At 31.4% G+C, this 15,428-nt stretch carries 15 protein-coding genes; 2 read left to right on the top strand and 13 right to left on the bottom strand.

What is annotated here, in order from left to right; translation table 11 throughout:
* Positions 1 to 59 precede the first annotated feature (59 nt).
* Complete coding sequence (gene spoVK, locus GSH73_RS06990; protein WP_014758720.1) at positions 60 to 950, top strand: stage V sporulation protein K; 891 nt, start codon at positions 60 to 62, stop codon at positions 948 to 950.
* 4 nt (positions 951 to 954) lie between these two features.
* Positions 955 to 2,241, top strand: a complete 1,287-nt coding sequence (locus tag GSH73_RS06985) for a methionine gamma-lyase family protein (protein ID WP_014758721.1) — start codon at positions 955 to 957, stop codon at positions 2,239 to 2,241.
* Positions 2,242 to 2,264: 23 nt separating this feature from the next.
* Here the strand turns inward: GSH73_RS06985 and lexA are convergent, their stop codons facing one another.
* The 13 genes from lexA to GSH73_RS06920 all read right to left on the bottom strand — a co-directional run bounded on the left by lexA (position 2,265) and on the right by GSH73_RS06920 (position 15,427).
* Positions 2,265 to 2,888, bottom strand: a complete 624-nt coding sequence (gene lexA / locus GSH73_RS06980; protein ID WP_014758722.1) for a transcriptional repressor LexA — start codon at positions 2,886 to 2,888, stop codon at positions 2,265 to 2,267.
* A gap of 58 nt (positions 2,889 to 2,946) precedes the next feature.
* Complete coding sequence (locus tag GSH73_RS06975; RefSeq protein WP_014758723.1) at positions 2,947 to 3,930, bottom strand: tyrosine recombinase XerC; 984 nt, start codon at positions 3,928 to 3,930, stop codon at positions 2,947 to 2,949.
* Between the two features lie 91 nt (positions 3,931 to 4,021).
* On the bottom strand, positions 4,022 to 4,483 hold the full coding sequence (rnhA, locus tag GSH73_RS06970; protein WP_038068767.1) for a ribonuclease HI: 462 nt from the start codon (positions 4,481 to 4,483) through the stop codon (positions 4,022 to 4,024).
* Positions 4,480 to 5,277, bottom strand: coding sequence for a pyrroline-5-carboxylate reductase (gene proC, locus GSH73_RS06965; RefSeq protein WP_014758725.1), 798 nt, complete (start codon positions 5,275 to 5,277; stop codon positions 4,480 to 4,482). The genes rnhA and proC overlap by 4 nt, the downstream gene beginning before the upstream one ends.
* A 67-nt stretch (positions 5,278 to 5,344) precedes the next feature.
* Positions 5,345 to 5,599, bottom strand: coding sequence for an RNA chaperone Hfq (gene hfq, locus GSH73_RS06960; protein WP_013788022.1), 255 nt, complete (start codon positions 5,597 to 5,599; stop codon positions 5,345 to 5,347).
* 42 nt (positions 5,600 to 5,641) lie between these two features.
* On the bottom strand, positions 5,642 to 6,592 hold the full coding sequence (gene miaA, locus GSH73_RS06955; RefSeq protein ID WP_014758726.1) for a tRNA (adenosine(37)-N6)-dimethylallyltransferase MiaA: 951 nt from the start codon (positions 6,590 to 6,592) through the stop codon (positions 5,642 to 5,644).
* A 10-nt stretch (positions 6,593 to 6,602) separates the two neighbouring features.
* Positions 6,603 to 8,426, bottom strand: a complete 1,824-nt coding sequence (gene mutL, locus GSH73_RS06950) for a DNA mismatch repair endonuclease MutL (RefSeq protein ID WP_014758727.1) — start codon at positions 8,424 to 8,426, stop codon at positions 6,603 to 6,605.
* A gap of 5 nt (positions 8,427 to 8,431) precedes the next feature.
* Complete coding sequence (gene mutS / locus GSH73_RS06945) at positions 8,432 to 11,005, bottom strand: DNA mismatch repair protein MutS (RefSeq protein WP_014758728.1); 2,574 nt, start codon at positions 11,003 to 11,005, stop codon at positions 8,432 to 8,434.
* Between the two features lie 35 nt (positions 11,006 to 11,040).
* On the bottom strand, positions 11,041 to 11,406 hold the full coding sequence (locus tag GSH73_RS06940; protein ID WP_014758729.1) for a YlbF family regulator: 366 nt from the start codon (positions 11,404 to 11,406) through the stop codon (positions 11,041 to 11,043).
* On the bottom strand, positions 11,399 to 12,814 hold the full coding sequence (miaB, locus tag GSH73_RS06935; RefSeq protein WP_014758730.1) for a tRNA (N6-isopentenyl adenosine(37)-C2)-methylthiotransferase MiaB: 1,416 nt from the start codon (positions 12,812 to 12,814) through the stop codon (positions 11,399 to 11,401). The genes GSH73_RS06940 and miaB overlap by 8 nt, the downstream gene beginning before the upstream one ends.
* Before the next feature lie 122 nt (positions 12,815 to 12,936).
* Positions 12,937 to 13,704: a CheR family methyltransferase gene (locus GSH73_RS06930; protein WP_014758731.1), complete on the bottom strand. Its 768-nt coding sequence runs from the start codon at positions 13,702 to 13,704 to the stop codon at positions 12,937 to 12,939.
* 155 nt (positions 13,705 to 13,859) lie between these two features.
* Positions 13,860 to 14,234, bottom strand: coding sequence for an adenosylmethionine decarboxylase (gene speD, locus GSH73_RS06925; protein WP_014758732.1), 375 nt, complete (start codon positions 14,232 to 14,234; stop codon positions 13,860 to 13,862).
* 95 nt (positions 14,235 to 14,329) lie between these two features.
* The gene (locus GSH73_RS06920) at positions 14,330 to 15,427 is read right to left on the bottom strand and encodes a 30S ribosomal protein S1 (protein ID WP_014758733.1); all 1,098 of its coding nucleotides are present in this window, start codon (positions 15,425 to 15,427) and stop codon (positions 14,330 to 14,332) included.
* Between the last annotated feature and the right edge of the window lies 1 nt (position 15,428).

Genomic DNA, 15,428 nt, shown 5'->3' with positions numbered 1-15,428 from the left:
TCACATCCCAATATCATAAGATAGTATTAGCGAAAACAATGTATTGGGATGTGATTATCATGAGTATATGGTCTGTAAACTTTGAAAATTATAAGATTGACAAAAAAGCAAAATCTGATGACAATAAAAATATAGAAAGAGATAAAAGCCTTGAGATAGAAGCATTAAAAGAATTAAACTCTTTAATCGGCCTTAACAAAGTAAAACAAATAATAAATGAATTATATGCTTTAGAGCAGGTTCAAATTAAGAGAAAAAATGCAGGATTAGTGACGGATCCAATAGTTTTACATATGGTGTTTAAGGGAAATCCTGGCACTGGGAAGACAACCGTTGCAAGAATATTGGGTAAACTTCTGAAAGGCATTGGAGTCCTTAACAAAGGGCACGTGGTAGAAGTAGAAAGAGCCGATTTAGTTGGCGAATACATAGGGCATACGGCTCATAGGGTACAAGAAAATGTAAAAAAAGCATTAGGTGGAATATTATTTGTCGATGAAGCTTATTCATTGGCCAGAGGTGGAGAAAAGGACTTTGGCAAAGAAGCGATTGATACTTTAGTCAAAGCAATGGAAGATTACAAAGATCAGTTTGTCTTGATTTTGGCGGGTTATAGAGATGAAATGGAATATTTTCTAAACACCAACCCAGGTTTAAGATCTAGATTTCCTATACAAATTGATTTTCCTGACTACACTATAGATGAGTTGTTGCGGATTGCAGAATTAATGACGAAGAATAGGCAATATGTACTAACAGACAGCGCAAAAAGAAAAATAATGAAAGTTTTAATTAATGACAATACTACAAGAGAAATAGGAAATGCGAGATTGGTTAGAAACATAATTGAAAGAGCTATAAGAAAACAAGCTGTGAGGATAATAAATAAAAAAACAATAACAAAAGATGATTTGATGATAATTGATTCTATTGATATTAGAGAGGATTGAGAATATGTCGGGAAACATACTTGAAGAAAAGTTTAACATCTCTAAAGATGTTATTTTTTTGCTTGAAAAAGCAGAAAATGACGTCAAAGATGAGTTTAAAAAAGTTGATAAGATCGTAGAAAAAAATCAATACAAAGTATTGTATGCAATGCAAAAGAATCATTTAAGCGATATACATTTTAATGGAACAACCGGATATGGTTATGGCGACATAGGAAGAGATACAATAGAAAAAATATATTCTGACATATTTAACGCACAAGACGCTTTAGTAAGGCCTCAAATAGTTTCTGGAACACATGCCATATCTCTATGTCTTTATGGTGTATTAAGACCAAATGATGAGCTAATATCGGCTTGTGGAACACCATATGATACTCTTATTGATATAATAGGGAAGGGAAGCAATAGCAACAATGGTTCTCTCACAGATTTAGGAATTATATACAAAGAAGTCCCTCTTTTAAAAAACGGAAAAATCGACGTTGAAAAACTTATAGGCGAAGTTACAAGTAAAACCAAAATGGTTATGATACAAAGATCAAAAGGATATGACTTTAGGTATTCGCTTTCTATTAACGATATTGAATTTGTGATTAAAAAATTGAAAGACAAAAAGAGAGATATAATTGTATTTGTAGATAATTGTTATGGAGAATTTACAGAGGATTTGGAACCAACAGATGTTGGAGCAGATCTGATTGCAGGCTCTCTGATAAAAAATCCTGGAGGTGGGCTATCTCCTACAGGTGGTTATGTTGCAGGAAAGAAAGAGCTTGTTGAAAAAGCGGCATACAGATTATTTGCACCTGGAATAGGGAAGAAGGTGGGGCCTACACTGAATACAAATCGTTTAACGTTAGAAGGATTATTTTTTTCACCTTTGGTTGTTGGCAATGCACTAAAAGGAGCTATAATTTTGGCTAAAATAATGGAAATGTTGGGCTACGAAGTTTTGCCAAAATTCAATGAATTAAGAACAGATATTGTGCAGGCAATTAGATTTAAAACAAAAGAAGAGTTGATCACTTTCATTCAGAGCATTCAGAAAGGTTCTCCTGTCGATTCACATGTGGTTCCTGAACCATGGGATATGCCAGGATACGATGATCAAGTCATTATGGCTGCAGGTGGGTTTATTCAAGGTTCATCTATTGAATTAAGTGCTGATGCTCCTATTAGGAAACCATATACAGCTTATGTACAGGGTGGTTTATCGTATTACCAAGTAAAGCTTAGCCTTATGATTGCTATAAACAATATGATAGAGAAAGGATTCATCAAAATCTAATTTAAGAAAGCTCAAACGATGATTCATTTGAGCTTTCTTATTACTCCAACCACTTTTCCTAAAATCATCACATCGTCTACAATTATAGGGTTCATTGAAGGATTTTCAGGCTGCAGCCTTATATGATTGTTTTCCTTATAAAATCTTTTCACAGTTGCCTCATCTTCGATCAAAGCTACTACAATATCGCCGTTGTCTGCATATGACTGCTTTCTAATTATGATGTAATCACCGTCTAATATGCCTGCATTTATCATACTTTCTCCGCGAACTTTTAAAATAAAACTTTCGCTTTCATAACCTGTAATAAGATCTCTCGGCACAGAATAATACTCCTCAATATTTTGAATAGCTAATATGGGAGTTCCAGCAGTGACCTTACCAATGACAGGTAGCTTTACAACGTCGCTTATATACTTTTCATCATTGCTTAAAACCTCAATAGCTCTTGGTTTTGTTGGATCTCTTCTTATATAACCTTTTTTCTCAAGGCGTGACAAGTGACCATGGACTGTTGATGTAGAACGCAAACCCACAGCTTTCCCAATTTCTCTAACTGATGGTGGGTATCCTTTGCGTTTAATCTCACTCTTTATGAAATCAATTATCTCTTGCTGTTTAATGCTTATTTTAGATGCATCTTTCACAATTAGACCCCTCCAAACTTTTCTTTATTATAACACAAAGGTATAATTAAATCAAACATTAGTTCTTGTTGTCAATATTCAATTCAGAGAGGGGATTCTTGCTTACAGCATCTCTCAGTTGACTATCGTCAACATGCGTATATATCTGCGTTGTTGATACATTGGAATGTCCTAATAACCTTTGCAATGTCCTAATATCAACTTTTCCATACCTGTACATAAGTGTCGCTGCTGTATGTCTAAGTTTATGAGTAGAATACTTTTTACCATCGAGATTAGCGTCTTTTAAGTGTTTTTTGACAATGTATTGTATAGTCTTAATGCTTATCCTTTGCAATCTTTTGCTTAAAAACAATGCCTTTTTGTCCTTAACGCCGTCATGCGGTCTAACTTTTAAATAATCGTTTATGGCATTTATACACGCATCATTAAGGTAAACAGTCCGCTGTTTATTTCCTTTACCGATAACTGTAAGTTTATCATCTTTAATATCGCTAATGTTTATATTTGCTAATTCTGAAAGTCTAAGCCCACAATTTAAGAATAAGGTTATTATAGCATAATCCCTTTCTTTAAATTCTCCATCAATAGAGTTTAATAATTTTACGCTTTCATCTAATGTTAAATATACAGGTTGTCTAATGCCCAGCTTAGGTGATTCTAATTCCAAAGCAGGATTTTTTGTTATTACTTTTCTTTTTGCGTACAGATAATTATAAAAAGACCTTAGACTTGCAACTTTGCGAGCACGGGCTGGAGGAGTATTAGATCTCTCATGTGTGACAAAGGATAAAAAGGCATACAGGTCATTTAAATCGATCGACTCAATGAGAGAGATATCAACATCACTAATATCGATGTTGTCAAAATCCGAATCAGAGCAGAGATTTTTTCTAACCTTTATAAATCTGAAAAACAAAATTAAATCGTATAAATAAGCTTTAACAGTATTAGGTGATCTAGCTTTTATAGTAGAGAAATAGTTTAAAAATTCTTCGAGAATAGGAGGTAATTCTAAATTATCTTTAGTTGAGATAAACATACAAAAAATTCACCTCTATAAACTTTACTTTATATGTACCCAATTATACGAAATAACTATTTCGTATAATTGGGTTTTGATTTAAAAAAAATTATTTTGCTATGCTAATCTGATGCTTTTTTATTTCATCAGTGGCCAATTTATCACATCTATTATTGTATTCATTATCAGCATGGCCTTTAACTTTGATCCACTTAATATGATGTATAGATGATAAGTCTAATAATTTAAGCCATAGATCTTTGTTTTCCACAGGAGTCTTATCAGACTTAATCCAGCCTTTTTTTAACCAATTGTCTATCCATTTTTGATTGAATGCGTTTATTAAATAGCTGCTATCGCTATATAAATTTACCTTGCAAGGCCTTTTTAGCATTTTTAAGGCTTCTATAGCGGCTGTCAATTCCATTCTGTTATTAGTGGTATTTTCTTCGTAGCCTGATATTTCTTTTACTGTATCTTTATAAATCAAAATTGCTCCCCAGCCACCTGGACCAGGATTGCCACTACAAGCACCATCAGTATATATAATAACCTCAGGAATACTCATCATTGTTTGTTTCCCTTTACTTTTTCAAAAGATGAAATTACAGCTTCAAAAACTGCACTCCTTAATCCGTACTTTTCCAAAGTCCTGACACCTTGTATTGTAGTTCCAGCCGGTGATGTAACCATATCTTTCAAATAGCCAGGATGAAAACCCGTCTTTAAAACCATACTACCAGAACCTGAAACAGCTTTTGAAGACAATTTGTAGGCTACATCTCTTGGCAACCCCAACGATACACCTGCGTCAGATAAAGCTTCAACAAACATGTACACGTAAGCTGGGCTACAGCTTGATATTGCCATTGCCGCATCTATTAAATTTTCTTTTATCTCAACTATCTCCCCGCAAGATTTGAATATTTTCTCAACTATTTCTTTATCACGAGAAGACATATCTTCAGGATAAGATATAGCTGTAATACCTTCTCCAATCAAAGCCGGTGTATTAGGAATCGTACGCACTATTTTTCCTTTCTTTAAAATACTCTTCACGTGATCGATACTAATTCCAGGAGCAATTATAATAATAATTTTATTTTCATCTACATCATTTTTTATTTCTTCCAATACGCTATCATATAAATTTGGCTTTACTGCTAGAATAATAACATCACACTCATTTGTCACATCGACATTGCTTTTAGATATGTTTATGCTTAATTCATCCTTTAATTTTAAAAGTTTGTCATATGAAACATCATAAGCATATATATCATTCGCAGTGACAAAATCAGAATTTATTAAGCCGTTAATTAAAGCTGTCCCCATATTGCCGGTTCCTATAAATCCAATTTTCATAAGCATATACCTCCAATATTTAAAAACAGTATTAGCTATTCTAATACTGTTTTTGCGTTTTCTTACATTATTGCTGCTTTTCATCCTTCTCAGTCGTTGTAAAAATTACTGGCTTTAAAGGCGTTATTGTAGAAACAGCGTGTTTGTATATAAGCTGCTGTTGTTTATTATCTGTTTCCAAAACAACCGTAAAATTGTCAAAACCTTTAACCATGCCTTTTAATTGAAAGCCATTAATCAGATAAACTGTTACAGCAATATGTTCTTTTCTTACCTGATTTAAAAAAATATCCTGTAAATTGATAGCTGTTTTTTGATTCATATAGCCATCCCCCTTCTATTGTTGTTAATAATTATTTATATTCTACTTAAATTTTAATTTTCCTGCTAAAAAAGAAATAATATTTTTTTCAAGATCTTCAAAGCTACTATAATCATCAACATAAAACCAATTTATGGTTTCATAACTTTTAAACCATGTTATCTGTCTTTTTGCATACCTCCTTGTCTTCATTTTTAGATCAGCAATTGCTTCTTCTAATGAAACTTTTCCCTCCAAATATTCTATAATTTCTTTATACCCTAAAGCCTGCATAGACGTACCATACTTATTATACCCTATTTTTAGCAAATTTACCACTTCATCTATTAAATTATTTTTTATCATTGTATCTACTCTATCATCAATTTTTTTATACAAAGTTTCTCTATTTCTGTAATTTAAGCCTACCATTACGGCATTGTAGTCTGGATTGACGCGTTTATTGCTTAATTCCTGGTAAACAGAAATTGGTATTCCTGTAAATTGGTAAACCTCTAAAGCTCTAATGACTCTTCTTAAATCATTTGGATGAAGTTTAGAATAAGTTTTAGGGTCAACCATCTTTAATCTTTCAAATAAATATTCATTGCCTAAAACAGATGCTATATTTTTTAGGGCAGATCTAAAATCATCATTGCCAATATACTCTGAAAAATTCATTATGTAAATCAATGAATTCACATATAAACCTGTACCGCCTACAACAATTGGCAGCTTTCCTCTCTTAAAAATATCATCTATCAGCGATTTAGCCATTTTCTCGTATTCAGCGACACTAAATTTAACGTTTGGTTCAACTATATCTATCATATAATGTGGTATGCCTTGTTTTTCTTCATTTGTTATTTTGGCAGTTCCGATATCCATATATTTATATATCTGCATCGAATCAGCAGATATTATTTCACCATTATAAAATTTAGCAATTTCTACAGATAATTTTGACTTTCCTGAAGCAGTTGGCCCTACGATTATTAATAATGGTATTGCCATTGAAACACCTCTACATGATTCTTTTAAACATTTTTTCTAATTCATATTTTTTTATCGATACAATTACTGGACGTCCATGTGGACACGTATATGGATTTTCAGTAACTTTCAAATCATTAAATAAAGAGCTAATCTCCTCTTTTGATAAACTGTCCATTGCTTTAACTGCCTTTTTGCAAGCCATCATTATTATTGTTTCCTCTTTTAAATTAATGTCTTTATTAAAATCATCTCTTTTCAATTTATCAATTATGTCAATGAATAGTTGCCTTGATTCTGGCTGGCCTAATACAACTGGCACTTCTCTTAATATAATTGAATTATTTCCAAAGCTTTCAAATTTATAACCTAATTTATTGAATAATTCTATATTTTCATTTATTATAACATCATCGCCAGGTTCGATATTTATCAGAATGGGTATAGTTGTCTGCTTCCCCTGAACATTATTATACATGTTCATAAACTTTTCATACAATATCCTTTCATGCGCGGCGTGTTGATCCACTAAGTATATCATATCGTTTTTTTCTACAACTATATAAGTTGAAAAAATCACACCGACGATTTTATAATCATCATGATCATCAGGCAATGTATTAAAATTTTCTATGTGCGTATTTTCAGTCTTTAAGGCATTGACATCATTGTAGTCAAAATAAGCCTTTTCGCTGCTTTCCTTTACATTGGATATAAAACTTTTGTTATTTGGATAGACTTCTATTATTTTATTAGTCGATTCTTCTTCTATTATATTAAGCTGTTTTGGATTAGATTTTTCTTCTACTTTGTTTTCTGGAATATCTGTATATGTAAACATATCATGTCGAATAGCTGGAATTAGATTTGATCTATTTAAAGCATTTTTTATGCTTTTGTATATTGAGTCAAAAATTTCCTTTTCGTCAGAAAATTTAACTTCTAATTTTGTTGGATGAACATTTACATCTATATTTTTAGGATCAATATTTAAATACGTGATCACAACAGGATATCTATTTACTGGAATCAATGTTTTATATGCTTCTTCAACAGCAGTTGTATAAATCTTATTTTTTACAAACCTTCCATTGACAAATAAAATTTGCATGTTGCGATTTCCTCTTGTATATGAAGGCTTACATAAAAATATTTTTATATTCATATATTCATCATTGTACTCAGTCTCTATCAAATTTGAATACAATTCATCACCATAAAGCCTTAAAATAACTTCATTGACAGAATTATTTCCGGACGTCATAAATTCCATTCTTTTATCCTTTATGTATTTAAATGATATGTCTGGCCTTGAAAGGGCAATTTTAGCTACCATATCTGTTATATACATTGCCTCTGTGGATGGTCGCTTTAAAAACTTTCTCCTTGCTGGTGTATTGTAAAACACATCTTTTACTTCAACGCTACAACCCTTCTCGCACCCGCACTTTGCCTTTTTTAAAATTTTTCCACCTTCAACATTAATTAAAGTTCCATACAGAGAATTTTCTTCCTTAGTTTTTAACAAAACTTTTGATATAGCTGCAATGCTTGCTAAGGCTTCACCGCGGAACCCTAATGTTCCTATGTTAAAAAGATCATCTGTCGACTTTATCTTGCTCGTAGCATGACGCCCAAAAGCTAAAACAGCATCAATCTCATTCATACCGCAACCATCATCTAAAACCTTTATGTAAGGTATTCCACCATCTATTATTTCAATAGTAATGTTCTTACTATCTGCATCTATTGAATTTTCTACAAGTTCTTTAACTATAGACATTGGCCTTTCAACAACTTCCCCGGCCGAAATTTTATTTATCAACTCATCATCTAAAAGGTTGATTTTATTCATTGAGATCACATCCTTAATGAAACGGCTTTTTTCTTTAAATCGTATAAATAATTTAAAGCTTGTATAGGTGTAATATTTTCTATATCTAAACCTACTATTTCTTCTATCAATGTCTCTTTCTCTAAGCTGAATATATCAATTTGAGTAGGCATAAATGTAGTGGCCACTTCTAAGTCACTATTCTCTAAATTATTTAATATTTTTTTCGCATTCTGAACGACTTCGTCTGGCAATCCAGCTAACTTTGCAACCTGAATGCCATAGCTTTTATCTGCTGCACCAGGTATTATCTTTCGTAAAAAAATTATTTCATCATCCGTCTCTTCAACAGAGATGTTATAATTTTTAATTCCATCTAGCTTATCTTCTAAATTAGTCAATTCATGATAATGTGTTGCAAACATCGTTTTGGCCTTTATTTTGTCATGAATGTATTCAAGAATAGCACATGCTATGCTCATACCGTCATAAGTGCTTGTGCCACGTCCAACCTCGTCAAGTATAATTAAACTGTTTTTTGTGGCAGAATTTAATATTAATGATACCTCATTCATTTCCACCATAAAAGTACTTTGCCCAGAAAACAAATCATCAGATGCACCTACTCTTGTAAAGATCCTATCGACAACGCCTATTTCAGCATAAGATGCAGGAACAAAGCTGCCAATTTGAGCCATTAAGACAATCAATGCAACTTGACGCATGTAAGTAGATTTTCCCGCCATATTTGGCCCTGTTATAATCATGATAGGTTTTTTGCCATCAATTTCGATATCATTTGATATAAAAGAGTCATCCATAATCGTTTCAATTACTGGGTGTCTTCCATCTTTTATTACAATCCTGTCACTGCCATTTACCACCGGCTTAACATAATTATTTGTTTCTGCCACCGTCGCCAGAGAAACGAGTACATCTAAAATAGCTATATGCCTGGACGTCATCTGTATTCGATATATCTCATTTTTTATCTGCTCTCTTATACTGTCAAATATTTCATATTCCAGCTCTACAAGCTTTGTTTCTGCACCGAGAATTTTTTCTTCTATATCTTTAAGTTCTGGAGTAATATATCTCTCAGCATTAGCAAGTGTCTGCTTTCTAATATAATTTTCTGGAACAGACGATATATATGATTTTGACACTTCAATATAGTAACCAAATACTTTGTTATAGCCGATTTTTAATGTTTTTATGCCGGTTTTTTCTTTCTCGTATGCTTCAAGGTTTGCTATCCATGATTTACCGTCTATAGATGCTCTTCTTAATTCATCAATATTTTTATCAAATCCATCCTTTATGATATTTCCTTCCTTCACATTAGAAGATGGATCATCTTTAATTGATTTATCGATTAAATCATGTATGTCTTGTAATGTATCTAACTTAGTAAATATTTCCTTCAAATAATTAGAGTTATACTTATTAAGCAATTGTTTTAACTTAGGAAGCCTTTCAATTGAGATCTTTATAGACAAAAGATCTTTTGCATTTATATTTTGATAAACCAATTTACTAGAAAGCCTTTCTAAATCATAAATCCCCTTTAAAATATCTCTAATATCCGATCGTCCTTTATAATCATTGTATAATTCTGAAACAGAATCCAATCGATAATTGATTTTTTCTACATCTATTAAAGGTTCTTCTAACCATCTTTTAAGTAATCTTCCTCCCATAGGTGTAACAGTTTGATCTAATACACTGAGTAAAGTTCCACTTTTAGAATGATCTCTGTTTATTGAATATATGATCTCCAAATTTCTTATTGTGTTATTATCAAGTAACATGAAAGAATTATCTTCATAATAAATTAAATTGTTTAATTGACTTAATTCAACCTTCTGCATTTCTTTTAAGTACAAAAGAACAGATGCTAAAGATTTAATTGCATATTTTTTCCTTTCTAATTTTAAATCTTTGAGCGACCTGTGAAATTGGCCTGTTATTACATCTTCTGCATTGTTTAATACTTTTTCATATTTGTTTATAAAAACTTTACTTGAATGTAAAATTTTAATTAATTTCTTTAATTCAAAAAAATCGCTATTTGCTATTATTTCAGAAGGACTGTATCTCATTATTTCATCGTATATTTTTCTTATGTCGTTACACTTTGTAATTTGTGTTACAAATAGTTCTCCTGTCAACACATCAACAAAAGACAATCCATAGCCGTCTCCTTCTTTAAATATAGACAAAAGGTAATTATTGCTTTTTTCCTCCAAAGAATTTGTGTTTATTACAGTACCTGGAGTAAAAACTCGTATGACATCTCTTTCTACTAATCCTTTGGCATAGGCAGGATCCTCCAGTTGTTCGCAAATGGCGACTTTATATCCTTTTTTGACTAATTTATCTATATAAAAATCCGCGGCATGGAACGGCACTCCAGCCATTGGTGCTCTTTCTTCTTGTCCACAATCTTTGCCTGTCAAAACTATTTCCAATTCTTTAGATGCAATTACCGCATCATCAAAAAACATTTCATAAAAATCACCAATTCGAAAAAACAAAATCGAATCTTTGTACTTCTCTTTTATTTTTAAATATTGTTCCATCATAGGAGTATATGACATTAAAACTACCTCCAATTTTATGGATAAGTCAAAACTCATTTTACGCAATGCCTATGACAATTCGCACAAGAATCTTTATCGCATTTATGGTCTACACCATTTATATAAAAATTTAATATGCTGTTTATCTCGGCCATCAACTCTTTAGAAGCTTTTTGTGCATTTAATAGCCTTTTATAACTGCCTAATTCAAATAGTTCTTCTTTAAGATATTTTAACTCAACTCCCTGATGCCCCTTTTTCTCATGCTCTTTTATCTTTGAAAGAAGCAATTGTGCCTTTTTATCATTTAAAAATGCGATCTCTGCATCCCTTAATTCATTAATAATGTCGGAGTCTGCCAAACTTTTTCCTAACTCTACCGTTTTTTCCATGATAATATTTTTATTATATTTATTCACTTATTAACTCACCTTGCATGGTCCACGCCTTTGTTTCAATTATTTTAACATCGACAAATTTACCTATTAGGTTAGGTTCTCCTTTGAAATGAACAATCTTATTTGTCCTCGTTCTCCCAGTCAGCTTATCACTATCCCGTTTGCTAATTCCTTCAACTAATACTTCTACAATTTTCCCATTCATCTCATTGTTTTTTTCTATGCTTATTGAATTTTGCAGTTCTATCAGTTCTTCAAGTCTTTTATGTTTAATATCTTCATCTACTTGATCAGGCATCTTTTCTGCTACTGTCCCTTTTCGCTTTGAGTAAATAAATGTATACGCAGAATCGTATTTGACTTTTTTTACAAGATCTAATGTATCCTGAAAGTCTTCATCTGTTTCTCCCGGAAATCCTACTATAATATCAGTTGTTATTGCAATATCTGGTATATTATCTCTTAGTTTCTCTATTATTTCTAAATACCTTTCTCTCGTATATTTTCTATTCATTTTCTCAAGAATTCTATTGCTTCCAGACTGTACAGGTAGATGTAAGTGTTCGCATACTTTGTCTAAATCCCTCATGGCAAAAATTAATTTATCAGAAATATCTTTTGGATGTGAAGTCATAAACCTGATTCTCTCTATGCCATTTATGTCATTTATCATATACAAAAGATCGGCAAAATCTACCTTTTGCGATAAATCATTGCCATAAGAATTTACATTCTGACCAAGCAAAGTTATTTCTTTAAACCCCTCATCGGCTAATGATTTTATCTCATCTAATATGTCATTAGGTTCTCTGCTTTTTTCTCTGCCACGGACATATGGCACAATACAATACGTACAGAAATTATTGCATCCATATATAATATTTACCCACGCCTTTAAACCTTCTGCACGCCTTATAGGTATATCTTCTATAATATTGCTATTATCATCCCAAACATCTATAATCGTCGTATCGGAATTTAGCGCTTCTTGTAAAAGTTCTGGGAATTTAAACAAATTATGTGTCCCAAAAACCATATCAATATATGGATAATCCTTTCTGATTGCCTCAACAACTTCTTTTTCTTGCATCATACATCCGCAGATGCCTAAGATAATATTAGGTTTTCTCTGTTTAAGCTCTTTAAGCTGAGATACTCTTCCAAAGATCCTTATTTCTGCATGTTGCCTGACACAGCAAGTATTAAAAAGTATGACATCAGCATCCTCTAAATTATCAGTATTTTGGTATCCCATCTCTGTTAACATGCCAGCCAATTTCTCTGAATCATGGACATTCATTTGACATCCATATGTTTCTATGTGAAATTTTAAATATCTATCCTTATTTAAAATAGCCATTTGATTTATTATATCTTTTTGTTTTTTTATGTCTTCTTCTGTGACTATAATTTCTTTTCTTTCACTCATCAGACGCATACCTCCGCAAAACTAAAATCTATGGCAAATGCTTATAATTGCATTTACTATAAAGGCTTATTCTAATTCAAATAATATTATACTATAAGAGCAATGCAAATTTAAACTCGATTTCATTTAGAAATTTTTCTGTAAAAAAAAGTTTTTATTGGAGCAAAATTATATTTATAAGGAAAAATGATTTGTTCTGTGCTTCCTACAAAAAGAATTCCATCTGAACTTAAGCTAGAATAAAATTTTTTATAAATATCTTCTTTAGCTTTATCATTAAAATATATTAATACATTTCTACATACAATCAAATCTACGCCATCAGGATATTTATCAAGTAATAAATTGTGCTTTTTAAACACAATATTTTTTCTCAACTCTTCAGAAATAACAAAATTATTTTCATCTAATTTGGTGAAATATTTCATATATTCTTCTGGAATTTTTTCAACACTTTTATTATTATAAATACCCTTTTTTGCTTTCTCAAGAACTGCGTCGTCAATATCAGTAGCGATGATATTAATTTCCCTTAAATCTATAAAATCTGAAAGCAACATAGCAAGACTATATGCTTCTTCACCTGTAGAACAAGCAGCACTCCAAATCTTCATGTTCTTTTTTACAATCTTAGGCAATATTTCATTCTTTAAAATCATCCATTGTTCTAAATTTCTAAAAAACTCTGTCACATTTATCGTAATATATTTCAAAAACTCTCTATAAATTTTCGTATCTTTAGTTAATGTCTCATAAAAAACATCGTAATTTTTACAATTGTTATTTGCTATAAATGAATCGACTCTTCTCTTCATTTGTTTTTCTTTATAAAGAGATAAATCTATACCTGTTAAATTAAATATTTTCTGCAAAAATTCGTCATAATTCAAATCAAGTACACCTCCAAGTGTCTAACCATGATAAAAAAAGTGGCTAAACTTAGCCACTCAAATGATGTAAAGGGGGTCTCAATGTATTTTGTGAGGTTCATTAATATTATTAACACATAAATCATCAAATATACATAAAATAATTTTTTTGCAAATTACATATTTACAACTTTGACAGGTTGTTCGAAAACCCCTCTTTTTACTTCAGTAGCAGTCATATTCTTCGCCTTCAACATCTTAGTTAAATAATTGCACGCATTCCACGGATTTACATTATCTCCACACGTAAACACATCAACAGCTGCATACCCTAATTCCGGCCAAGTATGAATTGTTATATGTGATTCAGAAATAACAACGACTCCACTAACGCCCTGGGGGCTAAATTTATGGAAAGCAACTTCACGGACTTCGGCACCTGCTTCTATAGCTGCTTTTACCATTATGTCTTCTATTAATTCGCAATCATCAAGAACATTTTCATCGCAACCATAAATCTCTGCCAATATGTGGCGACCCAAAGCATTCATTCTTTTATCTTGCCTCCTCGCATTTTAAAAGTAGATATTCAATAAGATAAATTTTATCAGATTTTTGTCTTTTGTCAAGGTATTTTACATAACACCTATGAATAATTATTTATGTTTTGTATTCTGTCTTTAATTGTTACATTTAATTCTTCTCTTTCTAAATCATAAGATTCACTGTTTTTTTCAACTTCTTTGAGACTTAACTTTTTCTTTTCTGAGTCAAAGCTAATTATTTCAACTGTAATTTGGTCCCCTATTTTGTATTCTCTGACATTTTTTATTAAATCATTTTTGTGTACTAATCCTTCTAACCCTTCGGAAATCTCCACAAAAGCACCAAATGTAGTCACATTTGTTATAATGCCTAATACAATATCTCCAATCCTAAATTTCTCATTAATATTCATCCATGGATCCGGAAAAAGCTTTTTCAAACTCAGCGTTATTTTTTCTTGATCTATTTTATCAACATAAACATCTACTCTATCGCCAACATGCAACACATCATTTATATTCACATTTTTACTCCAAGAAATCTCTCTTAATGGAATCAAACCATCAATACCACCTAAATCGACAAAAACACCAAACTTTGCAATTGATCTTACTACGCCGTTGATAACTTGACCTTCTCGTATGGTCTTTAGCAATGTTTCTTTCTTTTTGCTTTTTTCTTCTTCCAAAACAATTCTCCTCGATGCAACTAATTTTTTGTTTGGAATATAATCAATGATTTTTACTTCAATTTTTTCTCCTATATATGAATTTAAATCATCTACATAATGCATATCAAGTTGTGATGCTGGTATAAATGCCTTAACTCCTAATACTTCTGCAATAACACCACCTTTTACTACTTCAATTATTTTGCCATTTAATATATCTCCATTTTTAAATGATGTATTTAATCTTTCTTCAGCTAATTCAGTATCTGCTTTTACTTTTGAAGCCAAAACATCGCCATTCTCATCTTCTCTTTTTATTATATATAGATCGATTTCATCTCCTACATTAAAATCATCGTTTATTCTTATGTTAGGATTAAGGGACAATTGCGATTTAGGGACAAATGCATCAGATTTATATCCTATATCTGCTATAATTCCCTCGTTAAGTATTTTAATGATTTTACCCTTTACTATATCACCAGTATGAATTTCATTAAAAGTGTATTCATTCATAAAATCATCCATT

Source organism: Thermoanaerobacterium aotearoense (assembly GCF_009905255.1).
In the GTDB taxonomy this organism is placed as follows: domain Bacteria; phylum Bacillota; class Thermoanaerobacteria; order Thermoanaerobacterales; family Thermoanaerobacteraceae; genus Thermoanaerobacterium; species Thermoanaerobacterium aotearoense.
The sequence above is the reverse complement of the archived record's forward strand: the minus strand, read 5'-3'. Positions and strand labels throughout refer to the sequence as shown.

Excerpts from the sequence above, each read along its gene's own strand:
- rnhA (WP_038068767.1), bottom strand. The coding sequence starts at position 4,483 with ATGATGAGTATTCCTGAGGTTATTATATATACTGATGGTGCTTGTAGT.
- proC (WP_014758725.1), bottom strand. The coding sequence starts at position 5,277 with ATGAAAATTGGATTTATAGGAACCGGCAATATGGGGACAGCTTTAATT.
- hfq (WP_013788022.1), bottom strand. The coding sequence starts at position 5,599 with ATGAATCAAAAAACAGCTATCAATTTACAGGATATTTTTTTAAATCAG.
- GSH73_RS06975 (WP_014758723.1), bottom strand. The coding sequence starts at position 3,930 with ATGTTTATCTCAACTAAAGATAATTTAGAATTACCTCCTATTCTCGAA.
- mutL (WP_014758727.1), bottom strand. The coding sequence starts at position 8,426 with ATGAATAAAATCAACCTTTTAGATGATGAGTTGATAAATAAAATTTCG.
- spoVK (WP_014758720.1), top strand. The coding sequence starts at position 60 with ATGAGTATATGGTCTGTAAACTTTGAAAATTATAAGATTGACAAAAAA.
- miaA (WP_014758726.1), bottom strand. The coding sequence starts at position 6,592 with ATGGCAATACCATTATTAATAATCGTAGGGCCAACTGCTTCAGGAAAG.
- GSH73_RS06920 (WP_014758733.1), bottom strand. The coding sequence starts at position 15,427 with ATGGATGATTTTATGAATGAATACACTTTTAATGAAATTCATACTGGT.
- mutS (WP_014758728.1), bottom strand. The coding sequence starts at position 11,005 with ATGTCATATACTCCTATGATGGAACAATATTTAAAAATAAAAGAGAAG.
- GSH73_RS06985 (WP_014758721.1), top strand. The coding sequence starts at position 955 with ATGTCGGGAAACATACTTGAAGAAAAGTTTAACATCTCTAAAGATGTT.
- miaB (WP_014758730.1), bottom strand. The coding sequence starts at position 12,814 with ATGAGTGAAAGAAAAGAAATTATAGTCACAGAAGAAGACATAAAAAAA.
- speD (WP_014758732.1), bottom strand. The coding sequence starts at position 14,234 with ATGAATGCTTTGGGTCGCCACATATTGGCAGAGATTTATGGTTGCGAT.